Source organism: Shewanella sp. YQ_9 (assembly GCF_043103185.1).
GTDB lineage: Bacteria > Pseudomonadota > Gammaproteobacteria > Enterobacterales > Shewanellaceae > Shewanella > Shewanella algae.
The window spans coordinates 12,995-26,391 of sequence record NZ_JBICJO010000002.1; the positions used below are offsets into that span (position 1 = coordinate 12,995).

At 46.1% G+C, this 13,397-nt stretch carries 20 protein-coding genes; 15 read left to right on the plus strand and 5 right to left on the minus strand.

Going from position 1 to position 13,397, the window contains the following annotated elements:
- Positions 1–15: 15 nt before the first annotated feature.
- The 11 genes from ACF8D4_RS00680 (at position 16) to ACF8D4_RS00730 (ending at position 6,272) form a co-directional block, all read left to right on the plus strand.
- Positions 16–249, plus strand: a complete 234-nt coding sequence (locus ACF8D4_RS00680; protein WP_345882280.1) for a hypothetical protein — start codon at positions 16–18, stop codon at positions 247–249.
- Between the two features lie 74 nt (positions 250–323).
- A complete protein-coding gene (locus ACF8D4_RS00685; protein WP_345882279.1) occupies positions 324–1,037 on the plus strand; it encodes a hypothetical protein in 714 nt (237 codons plus the stop codon).
- Between the two features lie 17 nt (positions 1,038–1,054).
- Entirely contained in the window at positions 1,055–1,378 is a 324-nt protein-coding gene (locus tag ACF8D4_RS00690; protein ID WP_345882278.1) for a hypothetical protein, read from the plus strand.
- 55 nt (positions 1,379–1,433) lie between these two features.
- On the plus strand, positions 1,434–1,784 hold the full coding sequence (locus ACF8D4_RS00695; protein ID WP_345882277.1) for a hypothetical protein: 351 nt from the start codon (positions 1,434–1,436) through the stop codon (positions 1,782–1,784).
- Between the two features lie 14 nt (positions 1,785–1,798).
- Positions 1,799–2,044, plus strand: coding sequence for an antirestriction protein ArdR (locus tag ACF8D4_RS00700; protein ID WP_345882276.1), 246 nt, complete (start codon positions 1,799–1,801; stop codon positions 2,042–2,044).
- A gap of 11 nt (positions 2,045–2,055) precedes the next feature.
- Positions 2,056–2,481, plus strand: a complete 426-nt coding sequence (locus ACF8D4_RS00705; protein WP_345882275.1) for a hypothetical protein — start codon at positions 2,056–2,058, stop codon at positions 2,479–2,481.
- 34 nt (positions 2,482–2,515) lie between these two features.
- Positions 2,516–2,803, plus strand: a complete 288-nt coding sequence (locus tag ACF8D4_RS00710) for a hypothetical protein (RefSeq protein ID WP_345882274.1) — start codon at positions 2,516–2,518, stop codon at positions 2,801–2,803.
- Between the two features lie 32 nt (positions 2,804–2,835).
- On the plus strand, positions 2,836–3,033 hold the full coding sequence (locus ACF8D4_RS00715) for a hypothetical protein (RefSeq protein WP_345868294.1): 198 nt from the start codon (positions 2,836–2,838) through the stop codon (positions 3,031–3,033).
- Between the two features lie 118 nt (positions 3,034–3,151).
- Positions 3,152–3,424 (plus strand): hypothetical protein, encoded by a 273-nt coding sequence (locus tag ACF8D4_RS00720; protein ID WP_345868297.1) that lies wholly within the window; start codon positions 3,152–3,154, stop codon positions 3,422–3,424.
- A 215-nt stretch (positions 3,425–3,639) separates the two neighbouring features.
- Positions 3,640–5,283 carry a hypothetical protein gene (locus ACF8D4_RS00725; protein WP_392468176.1) on the plus strand — a complete coding sequence of 548 codons (1,644 nt, stop codon included), beginning with the start codon at positions 3,640–3,642 and terminating at the stop codon, positions 5,281–5,283.
- On the plus strand, positions 5,283–6,272 hold the full coding sequence (locus ACF8D4_RS00730; RefSeq protein ID WP_208251522.1) for a hypothetical protein: 990 nt from the start codon (positions 5,283–5,285) through the stop codon (positions 6,270–6,272). Before ACF8D4_RS00725 ends, ACF8D4_RS00730 begins: the two co-directional genes overlap by 1 nt.
- 30 nt (positions 6,273–6,302) lie before the next feature.
- Here the strand turns inward: ACF8D4_RS00730 and ACF8D4_RS00735 are convergent, their stop codons facing one another.
- The 5 genes from ACF8D4_RS00735 to ACF8D4_RS00755 form a co-directional block, all read right to left on the minus strand.
- On the minus strand, positions 6,303–6,728 hold the full coding sequence (locus tag ACF8D4_RS00735; RefSeq protein WP_208251523.1) for a type II toxin-antitoxin system HicB family antitoxin: 426 nt from the start codon (positions 6,726–6,728) through the stop codon (positions 6,303–6,305).
- A gap of 34 nt (positions 6,729–6,762) precedes the next feature.
- Positions 6,763–6,945 carry a type II toxin-antitoxin system HicA family toxin gene (locus tag ACF8D4_RS00740; RefSeq protein ID WP_208251525.1) on the minus strand — a complete coding sequence of 61 codons (183 nt, stop codon included), beginning with the start codon at positions 6,943–6,945 and terminating at the stop codon, positions 6,763–6,765.
- A 117-nt stretch (positions 6,946–7,062) separates the two neighbouring features.
- The gene (locus ACF8D4_RS00745; RefSeq protein ID WP_208251526.1) at positions 7,063–7,635 is read right to left on the minus strand and encodes a hypothetical protein; all 573 of its coding nucleotides are present in this window, start codon (positions 7,633–7,635) and stop codon (positions 7,063–7,065) included.
- 173 nt (positions 7,636–7,808) lie between these two features.
- On the minus strand, positions 7,809–8,261 hold the full coding sequence (locus ACF8D4_RS00750) for an OmpH family outer membrane protein (RefSeq protein ID WP_208251528.1): 453 nt from the start codon (positions 8,259–8,261) through the stop codon (positions 7,809–7,811).
- 71 nt (positions 8,262–8,332) lie between these two features.
- Complete coding sequence (locus ACF8D4_RS00755; protein ID WP_208251530.1) at positions 8,333–9,229, minus strand: helix-turn-helix domain-containing protein; 897 nt, start codon at positions 9,227–9,229, stop codon at positions 8,333–8,335.
- A 382-nt stretch (positions 9,230–9,611) separates the two neighbouring features.
- On the opposite strand from ACF8D4_RS00755, the gene ACF8D4_RS00760 reads away from it, so the two are divergent.
- From ACF8D4_RS00760 to ACF8D4_RS00775, 4 genes are read left to right on the plus strand one after another with little or no spacing between them, the layout of a single operon-like run.
- Positions 9,612–10,373, plus strand: coding sequence for an MT-A70 family methyltransferase (locus tag ACF8D4_RS00760; protein ID WP_208251531.1), 762 nt, complete (start codon positions 9,612–9,614; stop codon positions 10,371–10,373).
- Positions 10,374–10,397: 24 nt separating this feature from the next.
- Positions 10,398–11,672 carry a hypothetical protein gene (locus ACF8D4_RS00765; RefSeq protein ID WP_345882270.1) on the plus strand — a complete coding sequence of 425 codons (1,275 nt, stop codon included), beginning with the start codon at positions 10,398–10,400 and terminating at the stop codon, positions 11,670–11,672.
- A 2-nt stretch (positions 11,673–11,674) separates the two neighbouring features.
- Complete coding sequence (rdgC, locus tag ACF8D4_RS00770; protein WP_208251533.1) at positions 11,675–12,772, plus strand: recombination-associated protein RdgC; 1,098 nt, start codon at positions 11,675–11,677, stop codon at positions 12,770–12,772.
- Positions 12,756–13,211 carry a hypothetical protein gene (locus ACF8D4_RS00775; protein WP_208251534.1) on the plus strand — a complete coding sequence of 152 codons (456 nt, stop codon included), beginning with the start codon at positions 12,756–12,758 and terminating at the stop codon, positions 13,209–13,211. The genes rdgC and ACF8D4_RS00775 overlap by 17 nt, the downstream gene beginning before the upstream one ends.
- Positions 13,212–13,397 lie beyond the last annotated feature (186 nt).

The window sequence follows — 13,397 nt, forward strand, 5'->3', positions numbered from 1 at the left end:
TTTTGAACTGGCGCTATGATGCGAAATATATTTCTAGAGCTGGAGACTGTTTTGAAAGTTGATGAGTTGAAACCCGTTGCCCCTGACGATCTCAAGGAGCTAATAGTGAAAAAGGGGTGGAGCCCTGAGCTTATTGCTATGCGGTGGGGAATGACAAAGCGCAGGGTGCAGCAGATTATCGCGGATGCAGATAGGCCTAGGTACTATGATGATGCAATCAACAACCTCCCGCTTATCGTAAAAAAGTGAAATATATTTCTTGATTTGGCGTGAAATATACTTCACTATTTACCTGTTGAAACGAGTAAAGAGGGATTTTGACAATGAAATCTAAGCCAAGTTATTTCGAGTATTTTACTCAAGTTGATGATGACATTAACTTTGATTGGAGCTGGATAAATTCAGCTGACATGAGCTGGGTTGACGAGCTGAGCGCTACAGCATTAGAGAAGAAAAAAGCACGTATTGAGCAAGACATTCTGAATGGTCGTGATCCTAATGACTCATTTTTCTCTGATGAAGAGCCGTATTCCAAAGATTTTCACTCAGTCGATTTTCCGTCATACGGCGACTGGCCGAAAAGTTTCATAGAACAGTATGATAATACTGTGGAAAAAGGCCAAAAGAAAATATTAGACATGTGCAAAACTGCCGAGGAAGTGATAGCCGAAGATGAATGGTATTTGTATTTAAATTGCATTGATGGGAACCATTACTTTAGAACTCCCTATTACTCGCACGGTGAGCCTTCTCTGGTTGGTTTATCTGATGAAAGTGATTTTGATAGTATTGATACTGCTGTGTTTGCCTTTAAAAATGACTATCAAGAATGGAGGAAGGAGCATGGCGACGAGTACAAGAGAATAAATACTCTCATGGAGCTTGAAGCACTAAGGTCAGATTCAAATTCAGGCAATATTTATAACTCTGTAGGAATTAAAGCTGAATGTGATTATTGCGGCGGCTATGGACTTATCGTTGCTGAAATTGATAACAATGATGTTTGTGAGGATTGTCACAAACAGGTTCAGAAATAAGTTAAAGGAAAAATGCAATGCAGCCATCAAGGAGTAAGGCAGTCGCTTTTGAATCAATTTCAATGGCGAAACTTTTTGAGTCTGGGCTAGGTGCCATCGGAATTTATATCCCAAACACTGATTACAAGAATGCAATAGCCCGAATCTCATCAAATGCAAAAGCGGTTGCGACCAGTACAAATCAACGCTGCATTGTCGAAACATTGGCCGTCATATCTGGCATAAGCGAAGGCGATAAAGGCTTATCTGCTCAAAGGTGGGTAAAAATTACTGTTACCAGCAAAGAGTCAATGACTGAGCGCGGCAAACGGTACAATACCGCAACCAAGGGAATCGAATAGAAATTCATTTACAGCCGAATAAGCATTGGCTTGGTTAAGGGAAACGAAAAATATAATGAGTGTAATTAAGCATTTCGAAAGCCTTGGCTTCACTGTAGTTGCAGATCCTCAGGATATGAGAGTCTACTACACAATCTATAATCATGAAGGAAAAGATCTAGAAGGGAATTTTCTGTATCACCAAGTTGGAGCAACATGTAACCCTAGTCCCGTTAAGAATCTAGATGAAGCCGAGCCATATCTTCATGGCCACGTTAAGTGGGATGGCTGTTCAGACTGGCATTTTGATGAGCAAGATCGGGTGATGTTACACGGCTGCTCAAGAGAAGATTTGGTCAGGTTTGGGCTGATTATGGGCGAGTGTTGGGACTGGACTGCTGAACTTTGTCCAAACTGGTCTGAGTAATAGGAAACAACAGTATGACACCGAACAGCAAAGCCAGGGCTCTGGCTAAAAAATGGCGGTCTGAAAATCCTGAACGTGTGGGAGGTGTAGTGTTGGTATGGGAAGAAAAGGTCTACGGTTGGAAAAACAAGCTCAGAGATCCATCAAGCGAGCGCCCTGGCGTTATCGCTGTAGATGATGAAGGGCATTTGTTTTTGGCCGAGGGTGGCAATGACGACAACGGCGCGTCTGTGTGGACTGTGATAACCCAATCAAGTTAAGGAAAATAAATATGTTTGATCCTGATATGCCTGAACCCCACGTTATCGAGTCATTGACGGGGTTTGTGGATGAGGCTGAAAAAGCTATCGAATCGGCTAAAGAGCTCGGTTATATGGGCGTGAGTATTGGCCTGTCGTTGGAAGCCGCATTAAATCTAGTTGAGGCGGCAAAGCGTTATCAGGAACCAGAACCAACATGCCTCGGCTTTCCTAAGTATCCAGAATCAGAAAAGTTGAAGGCTGTATCAGAACAGTCTCAGGCTATCGGTGAGTTCATTGAATGGCTGCAACTCGAAAAGAAAATTGTGTTTGGCACTTGGGAGGGGAATAGCGTAAATCCTGTAAATGCCTCCATAGAGTCGTTGCTGGCTGCGTATTTTAGGATAGATCTCAAGCAGGTTGAGATCGAGCGCAAATTAATGTTGCAGCAACTTTAAGGTACTGGGCTGTGTTCCAGTTAAGGGAAATGCTATGGGCACCTTGGCAAAAGAATTTAAACAAGAAAATCTAGTCCCTGTCACAAAGGCAAAATACAAGGCAATTCGCCGTGCTGTGGAGCGGAATATGCTGTTAGATATGACCAGGGGACATTATGCTGCTGGCGATAAGTATGCCTGGATCATGAAAACCGAGCCGTCGCCGGATGGCATATATTTGCTGGTAGAGCATTATGAGCCTAAGCCGGCCGGCGGCCTTGCCGTTGTTTACAAGGCCGATAAAGCGCTGCTTGAGGCTTTTGAAGCGCTCAGCATTAAGTGATGCTAAGCAGAAATAATCAAGGAAACAACGGTATGAAACTTAATATACTTGAAGATGTTTTGACTATGCCTCGCTCTCATATCGAAGAACTATTGGCTTGCACGAAGACTGATTTGCATCGCGGGTATGTTGTTGATGAATTTGGCAATAAAGATGCTATCAACGTTGAGAAGTTTGAAGAAGTGAAAGCAACGCTAGAACAAGCTCTAGCTATCAAATCTCAGCATTGATTTAACCGAAATTAAGTGAGTACCACCATATTTTTAGCCGCTGACCGCCGAGCAAATTCTTTGCTCCAGGGCTCCGGCTCGCTGGTGGGGCAGCCCATGATTTTAAAGGAAACCGAGAATGCCACAATATGAAAGCTTTTTGAAGGTGGGCAAGGCTATAGATGATTTTCGCAAACTCGTAGAGATCCACGCCTATTCAAGCCCATTTGGTGGGTATCTCAAGATCAGTGAAATATCGCCATCAAATAATGAGGCTGTAACGTCAAGCTCAACAGCTCTCATGTCAGCGAATGAGTGTAGGGCTGTCGCCAAAACCCTCAATGCAATGGCAGACATCCTTGATGAAAACGAGCGCGGCGGTGACACAGCTGACCACGTTAGAAATTGTTAAGAGAAACCGCGCCGGTCTGACAAACACAACATCGTGTGCGTAGTGGCAGCTGATACAACACAACATATAGAAATTCAGGATGCAGAATGTTGTCTGTGTCCATCCTGTAAAGCCCTCTAGTGGCATCAATCAAAACCGCTAATTCCCCTGTTTTTTTATTGGCCGCAACTCATCTGGCTATCATGCCGTCAATTACTGCAATGAGCGGGTGAGTAGTGAAAAAGACAAAATCAAATGACGGGTTGTTGGGGGCATTTAAGACGCTGTTCCGCGGCTACCAGCAGTCAGACGCTGACGATGCATCCATTGCGTATGATTCAGTTGGATCAGTCGGAATGCCGTTCCCGGCCGATTCGGATTTAGTTGGCGATAACACCGGCAAACTCAACAAATCATCGGGTTGGTTGCCTGAGTATGTTCTGCCCAAAGATAGAATGTCCCGTTATGCCATTTATCAAATGATGGGCAATAACGAACTGATAAGTGCCGCTTTGCAGATGCATATCGCACACGCTTTGGCGCCGGATATGGAAACCGGGAATATCTTAACGATTGAGTCTGCGGATCCTGAGTTTAAAGGGCTTGCCGATGAAGTAATGGAAGACCTCGGCGCAATGATTAATGACGCTGTGGCCAGCTGGGCAATGCCGATGGCCCAATATGGGGTACATTATCTCCGGCCGTATGGGGCGCCTGGTGTTGGGATTACAGATATAGAATCAAACTGGTTCACGTTGGCCCACCAGGTAAAAGAGTATGAGCGAGCCGGCTTGCTGTGTGGTTTTGTCGGTGAATATCTCAAAAAATTTGAAGGTGACAATCTCAGATTGGCTGAACCCTGGGCGCTAGTTGGGTGCAAGATCCCGTTTTGGACGCCTGACCTTGATGCGGAGCCGCCGGTAAACGGGCCGAAGCAATATTCGCTTTATGATGATGTTCACCGCCGAAAGCCGGTGGAGACTCAAAACTATGGCACATCCTTTCTCGAAAACTCATACACAGCGTACATGGAGTTCAATGAAACCCTGGGCGGGTTAAGAGGCGCCAGATTTGCAGCAAGCAAAACTGACAGGATCGTTGGCATAGGCATGGACGGCTTGGATCCAATCTCAGCAGCAAATTACTTGAACCAGGTAGGTACACAATTCAAGAAGGATATTGAAGCCGAACGAGAATACGCAAGAATCAACAAGAGCCGTCCATCCATTTTTACGCGCCTGATCCCGTTATTAACGGGGGGTAAGGGCGGTATGACTGTGGATACCCAACAAACAAGCCCAAACATTAACGGCATCGAGGATGTGATTTTCAACCTCAAGCGCCTGTGTTCCTCACTGGGCATTGATCCATCCATGATTGGCTGGGCCGATATGATGAGCGGAGGCCTCGGAGAAGGTGGCTGGGCTCGAACATCCATCATTGCAGCTATGAGAGCTATCTGGATCCGTAACGGTATACGGGATGCGGTTATGCGGATCATCGAGATTCACCTGGCATTCAAATATAAGAAAGCATTCCCCAGGAACAAGTTACCCTTCACTGTCAAATTCCACAGTGTCAACACGGCTCTGGCCATCGAAAAAGCTGATGAGAACCGCTCCAAGATCGAGTTTTGCACCTCTGTTGTCACGCTGATGGACATGATGATGCAGGGAACGTTCGGTGGTAGTGAAACATTCAAGAAGATGATGATGGGAGAGGCCGGTTTAGACAATGACACCATTGAAACAGTGCTCAGTGAGATAGCCAAAAACCCGCCCTCCGATGGTGAGGGCATGTTTGAGGGTGTAGAAGGCGGCTTAGACGAAAAGGTTAAGGCTCTGGTGAATAGTCATTTAGTTAATCTGTGGAGTGAATAATGGCAAAAAAATATGAGGTGTTAGGGACTGTAACGAAGGAGTTTGATCTCCGAAATCACGGGCGCTCGGATGGTAACGGTCGTGGCTATCTGATTAACGCTGTCAGATCGATCATTGGAAATAAACATTTCCAGGAGAGGCTTAAGCTTCGGGAGTTGTATGGTTACTTCGGCCATGTTCGCCGGCAAGTTGCTGACAAAATGGAGTTGGCAGAGGTCGAAATTGTCTATATAGATGGAAAACCTGTCGTTATTGAAAACGTTCCATCAAACGTGCTGGTGGACATATCTGTAAGTGATGAAGGGATCGTAACTCATACGGAGGACTTTCTGAACACGCCGGGAGGCATTGCAGCTAAAGCAATGGACGATGCTGGTGTTGGTGGCTTTTCATGGGCTGTGGACGGCTATAGGACGCCATCAGGCGCTGTTGCTACTGCTCTCTGGGGCTTTGACTATGTGAAACATCCATCCTATATCGACAAGCGGAAAATGGAAATGATGCTCGAGAGCATATCGGCGACCTCGGAGCATGATGGCATTATGCACATGCTTGAGTCTGTTGGTTTTAAGGGCTGTGCAGAGAAAGTTATGGATTACTGGGAACGCGCCAGTGTCATGGATGCCGATGATATTGCAGATCTTGGTTCTAAAGTCTTGATGTTTGAGAGTGTGGTGCAGGAGCTCCAGGGAACGCTTGATAATGTATCAAGGCAAAATCTATTCCGGGAACACGCAATGATGGAGGCCATCGAAAAAGCTTCCGTGTTTATGTCTGAGAGCCAAAAGCAAGCATTAATCCGCATGGACAGCGATGAAGATAAGGCTATTGCCGCCAAGTTCTTTGAATCTCTTGCTGGTGGCTTCAACAGCCTTCCGTTGGGAAACTCAGATGGTGTCACCGTTGAAAAACCACGGTCAAATATTGATTTAAATGACAGTGGTGCCATTTTCATCGGTGAGCAGTTTTCATCCAGGAACTGGAAATAAAAAAGGCCCGGATTAACCGGGCCTTTTGTTTTACGCAGACTGCCGCATTAAATTGTCGGCCGCCTTTGCCAGAAAATCAGAACGATCTTTGTATTGGCTGTGGTAGCCAACAAAGTTATCAATTCTAGCAAGCTGCGATTCCGACAAAGTAATATTTAAGCGTTTTTGCTTGGGTTTTAGTGCTTCGATAGGCACATCAATCGCTATCCATTGAGTAAAATCTGGATACTCTGCTTGATAGTTTTGATAGCCTTTATCCAAACTTTCCAACAGATGGCCATCATTCAAGACTTCTTCGGCCATATCCAAAATGGCCTCTTTAGCTTTGTTGAGTATTTGTTGTTCCTCATCAGCTGCAGAAAAGCAGCTATACCCCAAAGACTCAAACGCAGGCACGACAATACCAAAGGCTGTATCGTCATTTTTAGGTACTTCGACACCAACCATAAATAACATAGCTTCTCCCGGATCAGACTTCAAAAGGCGGGGATTAAATCCCCGCAGCTCTCTTAATGCTTTTGAGTGTCCCGATTGGCATTTGTTTTTTCGGGTGGGGGACGGAGAATTTCTTTCCCGTTTTAGGTGAAAACCAGATCTGATGATCACCCTTGCCATGCCGAACAAACTCGCAACCGTTCTCTCTTAGTAAACTAATCAAGTCCTTTGAAGTCATGGTTTCCTCAGTTGTTTAACTTGAGATAATTATATACACACGCGTGTGTATTTGCAAGAGGGGATTCGACAAAATGGTACCGCCATCTGTGACGGTACCATTCCGGGATGGGCGCGCTTATGAAGTCTGGTAATTGTTGGCAAACTTGTTGAGGTCTATGCCGTTTTCTTGAGCCCGGAAGGCAATTTTCAATAACCAGGTTAGCTCTCGGCGGTAGTTTTTCTCTTTGGGGGTAAAGTGCGACAATTCATCCTTGGTAATGTTTGTGAGAACGGTTTGGGTAGTGAAGTTACCAGGGCGCATGTAAGGATGCTGGATTTTAACTTTGCGCTGGCCTTTGACTATATTCAGCGTTGGCCTTTTTTTGCCGCATATCTCCCACAACTGCCATCCATAGGGTATTTCTTCTACGTTAAGCAGTCCCTGTGGCACAAGGTAAACTCGCTGATCTCCCATCCCGAGTTCTGGATCCTGTCTCCATGGCTTTTTTCTATCAGCATGAAAGTCAGAGCGCGACACCTTGACTTCAACAACGATGGATCTACCGTAGGCAGTCAAACCCAGTACGTCTGGTTGTTCGCCGTGAGTGGCGCTGGTGAGATTGGAAAGGGCGATTGTATAGCCCATTCGTTTCAATCTCATAGCGCACCAGTCTGCTATTTGGTCATGTGTCATATCCTTAACAGACATAGGAAAATCAATCTCCCTTGTTGTTTTGACGGTCTATCTCAGCATTGCGGCTGCGCAAGGCTTCAAACCTATCATTGGCCATTTTCAACAGGTTTCGCAGTTCAGCCCCATGTCGAGTGCACTCAATCCATGGGGGATTACCTGACAACGTGGGTATTGTAATTTCAGTGATTTTATCCTCCGGTACTTTTTCCCGTTTGATCACTGTCTTTGTCAGATAAACCGTTTGGGGTTCCGGCGCCGTTGAGCACCCTGACACCAGAATCAGGCATAGGCTGGAAAGCACAATCTGTAGGGCCGTTTTCATTCATTAACTCCTTTTTCAAGTTCATCATGTCGTTCTGCAGCTGCTGCTCACGCTGGTTGGCTGCTCGGCTAATTTCAATTGACTCTCGGATCTCCCGTTCTCTGGCCTCGAGTAATTGATCGAATTCTTTTTCTGTCGCTGCGGCATTGACTTCTGCTTGCTCGATAGCATTTTGCATTCTTTCGATCCGCTCGTTTTTATCAGAAATGGCCTTCTGCAATTCCTCATTTGTCGTGATTAGATTGTTCACATACAGGTACGCACTGATAATCAATGCTATGGCCAGTAGCTTGGGCCAGTGTTCTAAAAGAAACTTCACGTTATACCCTCTGTTGTTTGATCCAATGAGAGAGTAAAGCGTCAACAAGTAGCAGCCTAAAAACAGGGGATTTATGCTCTATGAGTAGACCAGAAGCGTTTTAGCAATGGCTTGGCCATCGCGCCCAGTATTGAGCTGTATTGCTCAAGCATGCTCGCATGCTCTGATGTAAAGCCGGTTCCTGTTCGGCTCCAAGTGATTAGCTGGGTTTCCAGGTTGCGGATCAGCTGGCCAGTCGCTGCGGCTTTTTCCCTGGCTGCTCTGTTACGCTCAGAGATCGCTTTGCGCCGGGCCTTTTCTTCATCACTGAATATCTCGCCTCTGGCTATACGGGCTTTCTTGATTGCTGATGTGTACGCTGCTTTTTGCTTGATGCCAGTGAGGTGGGTTAGTTCGTGCTGGATGCCGCTTATGAGAGATTCAAGAAACCGCTGTCTGGCGCTTTTTGCCGTGACAGTGTTATTTAGATCTTTATGTTTATCGTTAGATAAACTGTTTATGTGACATTTTTGGGATTTCGGCACATGACATTTTTTGCTGCTGGTGGCCGAGCTCAGTTTCTTTCTGGCTGTAACCGATAGCTGCTGCAGAGCTTGAATGTTGAGAGAGTAAACCAGGCATCCTCGCTTGTTTGGCCTGTGTACGCTGACAAGCCCCATTTTGACAATCTTGTCTTTGATTCTTATTACCTGTCTGACTGACAGCTGGCAGAGAGCCGCAATTCTGGCCTGACTCGGATAACAACTGCCCGTTTTTACGTTGTAGTGTTGAGCTATTACCTGCAAGAACGCCACCAGCGATGGCTTTAGTAACCTGGCCTGGTCGATAGCTGACAATATGGGGGATAGCTGATTATGGTGCCGGATTGGTCGTGTGCTTTTTTTCATCAAATTACAGCCGAGCGGAATTGACTCAAAAGCAGCCCAAAGGTAAAATTTGGTCTGTTGTTGAGTTGAGGTTGACAACAAGCTAAGCGCCCTCTGGAACAGGACGCTTGGCAACATGCGATAGAGGCCTATTTCTATTCGCTCAAAGAGGACTCTTAGGAGTCCTTTTTTGTTTCCCTTCACCTGGAACGTGTTAGGAACAATATAAAACGCCGCCGATCATACGATCGTTTATCCTGCAGATCTATATCCCCCCTCTTTTGTGTGTACTGGTTTTTTATACATATATTTTTCAAGCATTTGATTTAAAAGGCATTGCCTTTCATTGCATCTGATTTGATCGCATGTTTTCTCGCCGAAAGATCCAAAAATGGATCTGAACTGCCAGGCTGTCCTTTAAACACTTCTAGTCATGCCGTAAAAGATCAATAATTGTTAGGAACAATTTTGGATGAGGTGATAAATGATAAGTGTGAAAGAGCCGCAGAGTAACCGGCGATTTAGTGTGATTGCTGCTGATTGTCCCTGGTCATACGATGACAAGAGCCTGAATCGGGGTGGTGCATTGCGGCACTATCAAACGATGAAGTTAGAAGACATTAAGCGTATGAACGTCAAGGACTATGCAGCTGACGATTGTCTTCTGGCTATGTGGGCCACAATGCCGCTGCTGCAAGAAGCGTTGGATGTTATGCGCGACTGGGGATTTCGGTACTTAACTGGCGGCTTTGTGTGGGTGAAGCGCAGTAAGCGAGGTTGGGAGAATATGGCAAAGCTGGTCAGGGATGATATGGCCAGTTTTCACGATCTTGCTCAGTTTGATTCAAAAATGTATTCAAGGTCGTTCCTAAAAAGCTGGTTCGGGCCTGACTGGCTGAGAAACATTTGCGGATCTGAAAAGAGGTTCGACATTAATCAGGGGCACTACACCAGGTCAAATTCTGAATTAGTGCTTTTCGGGGGTATTGGTCGGGCTGCTCAGTTGGTGGAATCAAAGAATGTCAGGCAAGTAATTGATGCGCCAAATATGGAGCACAGCAAGAAGCCAGATGAGTTTTATCGCAGAATGGAACGACTTTGCGGTGATGTTGAACGGCTTGAGCTGTTTAGTCGCTCCGGCCGGCCAGGGTGGGCGGCGTTGGGTGATCAAATGGATGATCCGGATTATTTGCTTGATGATAACTTTCAGATTGTCCCGGCAAAAAAGGGGCTAACGATTACTTGATATTTAACACCTTCAAGAGTACATTTGCCAAATCTGTTCCTAACAAAGTTTTTTAAAATGGATGCTTTGTATTCTTTGTCGGTCGATGAAGGTGCCGTTCTCGAGTTGTTGAACGGGAAAGAGTCGGCCGAGATCACCTATACGGATTTATTGGAGGCTGATCGCGATTCAATTAGACGCCGTTTGTCGTCTGCAGAGTTTCAAATGTCACTTATGCGGAGTAGTGAGGTTCGACTCAAAGAGAAGGTACTCAAGCTGAACTCTGAGATTAGTGAGTATCGGCTAGACCTGGAGAAGGCTAATGAGCGAAACGCAATACTGACCTCTGAGCTTGAGGACTTATCAACTTCAAGCCCAAGCATTGATGGTTTGATTTCTATTGATGAGCTGACTCAGTTAAAACGCGAGTACGAAAAACTCAATGCTGATCTCTCTGGCAAAGTCCGATTACTTGAGAATGAAAAATCAGAGCTTACTCAAACGCTGAATGAGCAACGGGCCAATGTTGATGCTCTCCGAGAAACGGTAAGCGAACTGGAGTCAAAGCTTGAGATAGACGCTAACAAGCTGCTGGCCAGTGAGGGGCGCATTAGTGAACTCAAAGCTGCACATGCTCGAGAGTTGAGGGAGGCTCACAAAGGGCAAGAGTCTTTACGGGCCAGGCTGGATTCCAAGGAAGCTGAAAACAAGCGGTTAGAAGCGAAGAACGCTGAAAACAAGCGGCGTCTACTTGACGCAAAAAACACGATGCTAAAGGCCAATCAACACCTGACTGACTTTGGTGTCGAGTTGGACAAAACCAGGACTGAGCGGCGCTATCTCGGCTTTATGCTGCAGGCAATGATCCATGAGGATTTTTTCGAGTGTGATGCTGGTGGAGCCTCGGTTTTTTCATTTCAGACTGACATTACATCGACAGAAGGCGAGTTTGAAATTGATCCGCGGTATCCAATAGCGCTTTGGCTCGGTAAAAACGGATTTGCTGTTGTAATGGGCATTGGCCGGGATGGCAACTTAATCATGCCGACAATACCCGGGATCAGTGATGAATTGCTCGAGGAGCTATGCCCTCCTCGGGCCGTCCATGGCGAACTGGCCGAGAAATTGAAAGAGTTTGATGTTGAAGCCTGTAATCGGGCCATGGCCAACACAAGACACCGGCTATCACAAATGTCTGTAGATCTCGCTCACAACGAAAACCTAATTCAATCAAATAAAAACCTCATTGCTATTTCCAGTAAGCATAGAGCTATGGCTCGAGCTGGTGGCAAGGTTAATCGCAAAAAGAGGAACAAGTGATCATGAAACTTAAACGCCTGGCCCCGGGGGCAATGATCTTTTACTGGCTGAAAGATTTTGCCCTCACATTTGAGCAGCTTGATGAAGCTCTGCAGCGATTCATGTTTAAAGGCTGTTCCGGTGACGCAATTTCATCATCCGGCTTTGTTCACGCACTAGATCGGGAGAATGCCCTCATCGGTAGTGAGCTTGAAAGCAGTCCAATTAAATCTGTTGCTCATCATATCAATGCTGATGGCGCCAAAGCGTATTTGGTATCGCTGTTGATAGAGGAAAAGGTATTGCCTCCAGATGAGATAGCAAGGCGGACAAAAGCCCGAGCAACGGCTATCGAAATGAAGGAGCGGAGGATAGTTCGACCAGGAGAAAGGAAAGAGCTCCAAATGGCCATAAAGATTGAAATGGCCAAAGATGCATTTTCCAAATTCAAGCGTATTGATGGCCTGATCCTTCCCGATTCGGGAATGCTGGTGGTTTTCACTGGTGCTGGAGATTCTGCTGATGTGTTCACTAGCATGATCCGCAAAGCTATTGGCTCTCTGAAATGCATACCCGCTGAGTTTGTTGAGCATGACAATGATAAGAGTGTCGATTTTGACCGCGTTATGTCACATCTGGTGAATACGTGCTGCGATGCGTACCCCTTCGAGCTTGGAGGTGGGATCTCATTAGACGGGGATGGAAAAATTTCTTACAAGGACATTGATATTGATGCCCGGATTCAAAATATTCAGGATGAGTTAGCCGATGGCGGCCGGGTTGCGTCCCTTGAGATAAATATCCCTGGGGTGTGTTCGTTTTCTACATCCGATCTCAACGTTCTCAAGAAGGTTCATTGGGCCAGCACATTTTCAGATGCTGATGATATAGAGGGCTCTGTTCCTATCAACAATGAGGAAGAAGATTCACCACAAGCCCAGAAAATACGAGAGATTCAGATTAGTTCCCAGGTGCATGATGCCGACTCATACCTGATCGTGGATGCCATCTTGACGATAAAGAGGCGCTACTTTGACTCAATCGGAAGGCCATCTACAGCCAAGTTGGACAAAGTTCAGAGTGAAGATCTGCAAGGGGGGCAAAATGGCCGTGAGAAATAAGAGGCACTATCCGATTGAAGGGCTGCGGCTCGCAATTCGGAAGCTCGGTTCTCCGATGAAAGTTGCGCAAACTTTTGATCTCCCCCTGCAGTCGCTACTTGATGTGCTGGAGTTGAGAAGTCCAATGCCAGAGCAGTTGCTGAAAGCATTCGAGACATACTCAATCTGTGATGGTATTAGCGCGAAAGAATTTAAGGCGCTTGTGAATGCCGCAATGCAGGATCCAAAAAAGCAATGGCGGATCAGGGTTCATCACTCAATGATGAGGCTGGTTCAGACTGTTGACGGCAAACACTACTTGATGCAGCGAGACAGGATCCCGCCAAAAGGTGCCAGGTTCCCAGTTAAGTTCGCCGGCAGGCCTGTTTATCACGAAGGGCGGCTTCGATTCCAACTGCGGGATTTGCCGATACTTCCCTTGTTTGTAGGGGAACAATGATGGGTAGGGCAACACGGCTGTGTGAGCTTGAATCTCGACATTCAGACATGGCGATTGCTCAGTCTAAAAAAGAGCTGGCAAATATTCGCTGGCGAGTTAATCCAAATGACATTCCTTGGATGTTTTGGGAGCCACACATCGAGAAAAATCTCGGCCGCTCTGCCCGAGTATATAGCCGTTTGATCC

What these genes read in the sequence shown, in the direction of transcription:
- ACF8D4_RS00740 (WP_208251525.1), bottom strand. Translation starts at nt 6,945, where the DNA reads ATGACTTCAAAGGACTTGATTAGTTTACTAAGAGAGAACGGTTGCGAG.
- ACF8D4_RS00710 (WP_345882274.1), top strand. Translation starts at nt 2,516, where the DNA reads ATGGGCACCTTGGCAAAAGAATTTAAACAAGAAAATCTAGTCCCTGTC.
- ACF8D4_RS00700 (WP_345882276.1), top strand. Translation starts at nt 1,799, where the DNA reads ATGACACCGAACAGCAAAGCCAGGGCTCTGGCTAAAAAATGGCGGTCT.
- ACF8D4_RS00735 (WP_208251523.1), bottom strand. Translation starts at nt 6,728, where the DNA reads ATGTTATTTATGGTTGGTGTCGAAGTACCTAAAAATGACGATACAGCC.
- ACF8D4_RS00685 (WP_345882279.1), top strand. Translation starts at nt 324, where the DNA reads ATGAAATCTAAGCCAAGTTATTTCGAGTATTTTACTCAAGTTGATGAT.
- rdgC (WP_208251533.1), top strand. Translation starts at nt 11,675, where the DNA reads ATGAAACTTAAACGCCTGGCCCCGGGGGCAATGATCTTTTACTGGCTG.
- ACF8D4_RS00760 (WP_208251531.1), top strand. Translation starts at nt 9,612, where the DNA reads ATGATAAGTGTGAAAGAGCCGCAGAGTAACCGGCGATTTAGTGTGATT.
- ACF8D4_RS00680 (WP_345882280.1), top strand. Translation starts at nt 16, where the DNA reads ATGATGCGAAATATATTTCTAGAGCTGGAGACTGTTTTGAAAGTTGAT.
- ACF8D4_RS00745 (WP_208251526.1), bottom strand. Translation starts at nt 7,635, where the DNA reads ATGTCTGTTAAGGATATGACACATGACCAAATAGCAGACTGGTGCGCT.
- ACF8D4_RS00705 (WP_345882275.1), top strand. Translation starts at nt 2,056, where the DNA reads ATGTTTGATCCTGATATGCCTGAACCCCACGTTATCGAGTCATTGACG.
- ACF8D4_RS00715 (WP_345868294.1), top strand. Translation starts at nt 2,836, where the DNA reads ATGAAACTTAATATACTTGAAGATGTTTTGACTATGCCTCGCTCTCAT.
- ACF8D4_RS00690 (WP_345882278.1), top strand. Translation starts at nt 1,055, where the DNA reads ATGCAGCCATCAAGGAGTAAGGCAGTCGCTTTTGAATCAATTTCAATG.
- ACF8D4_RS00730 (WP_208251522.1), top strand. Translation starts at nt 5,283, where the DNA reads ATGGCAAAAAAATATGAGGTGTTAGGGACTGTAACGAAGGAGTTTGAT.
- ACF8D4_RS00775 (WP_208251534.1), top strand. Translation starts at nt 12,756, where the DNA reads ATGGCCGTGAGAAATAAGAGGCACTATCCGATTGAAGGGCTGCGGCTC.
- ACF8D4_RS00720 (WP_345868297.1), top strand. Translation starts at nt 3,152, where the DNA reads ATGCCACAATATGAAAGCTTTTTGAAGGTGGGCAAGGCTATAGATGAT.
- ACF8D4_RS00695 (WP_345882277.1), top strand. Translation starts at nt 1,434, where the DNA reads ATGAGTGTAATTAAGCATTTCGAAAGCCTTGGCTTCACTGTAGTTGCA.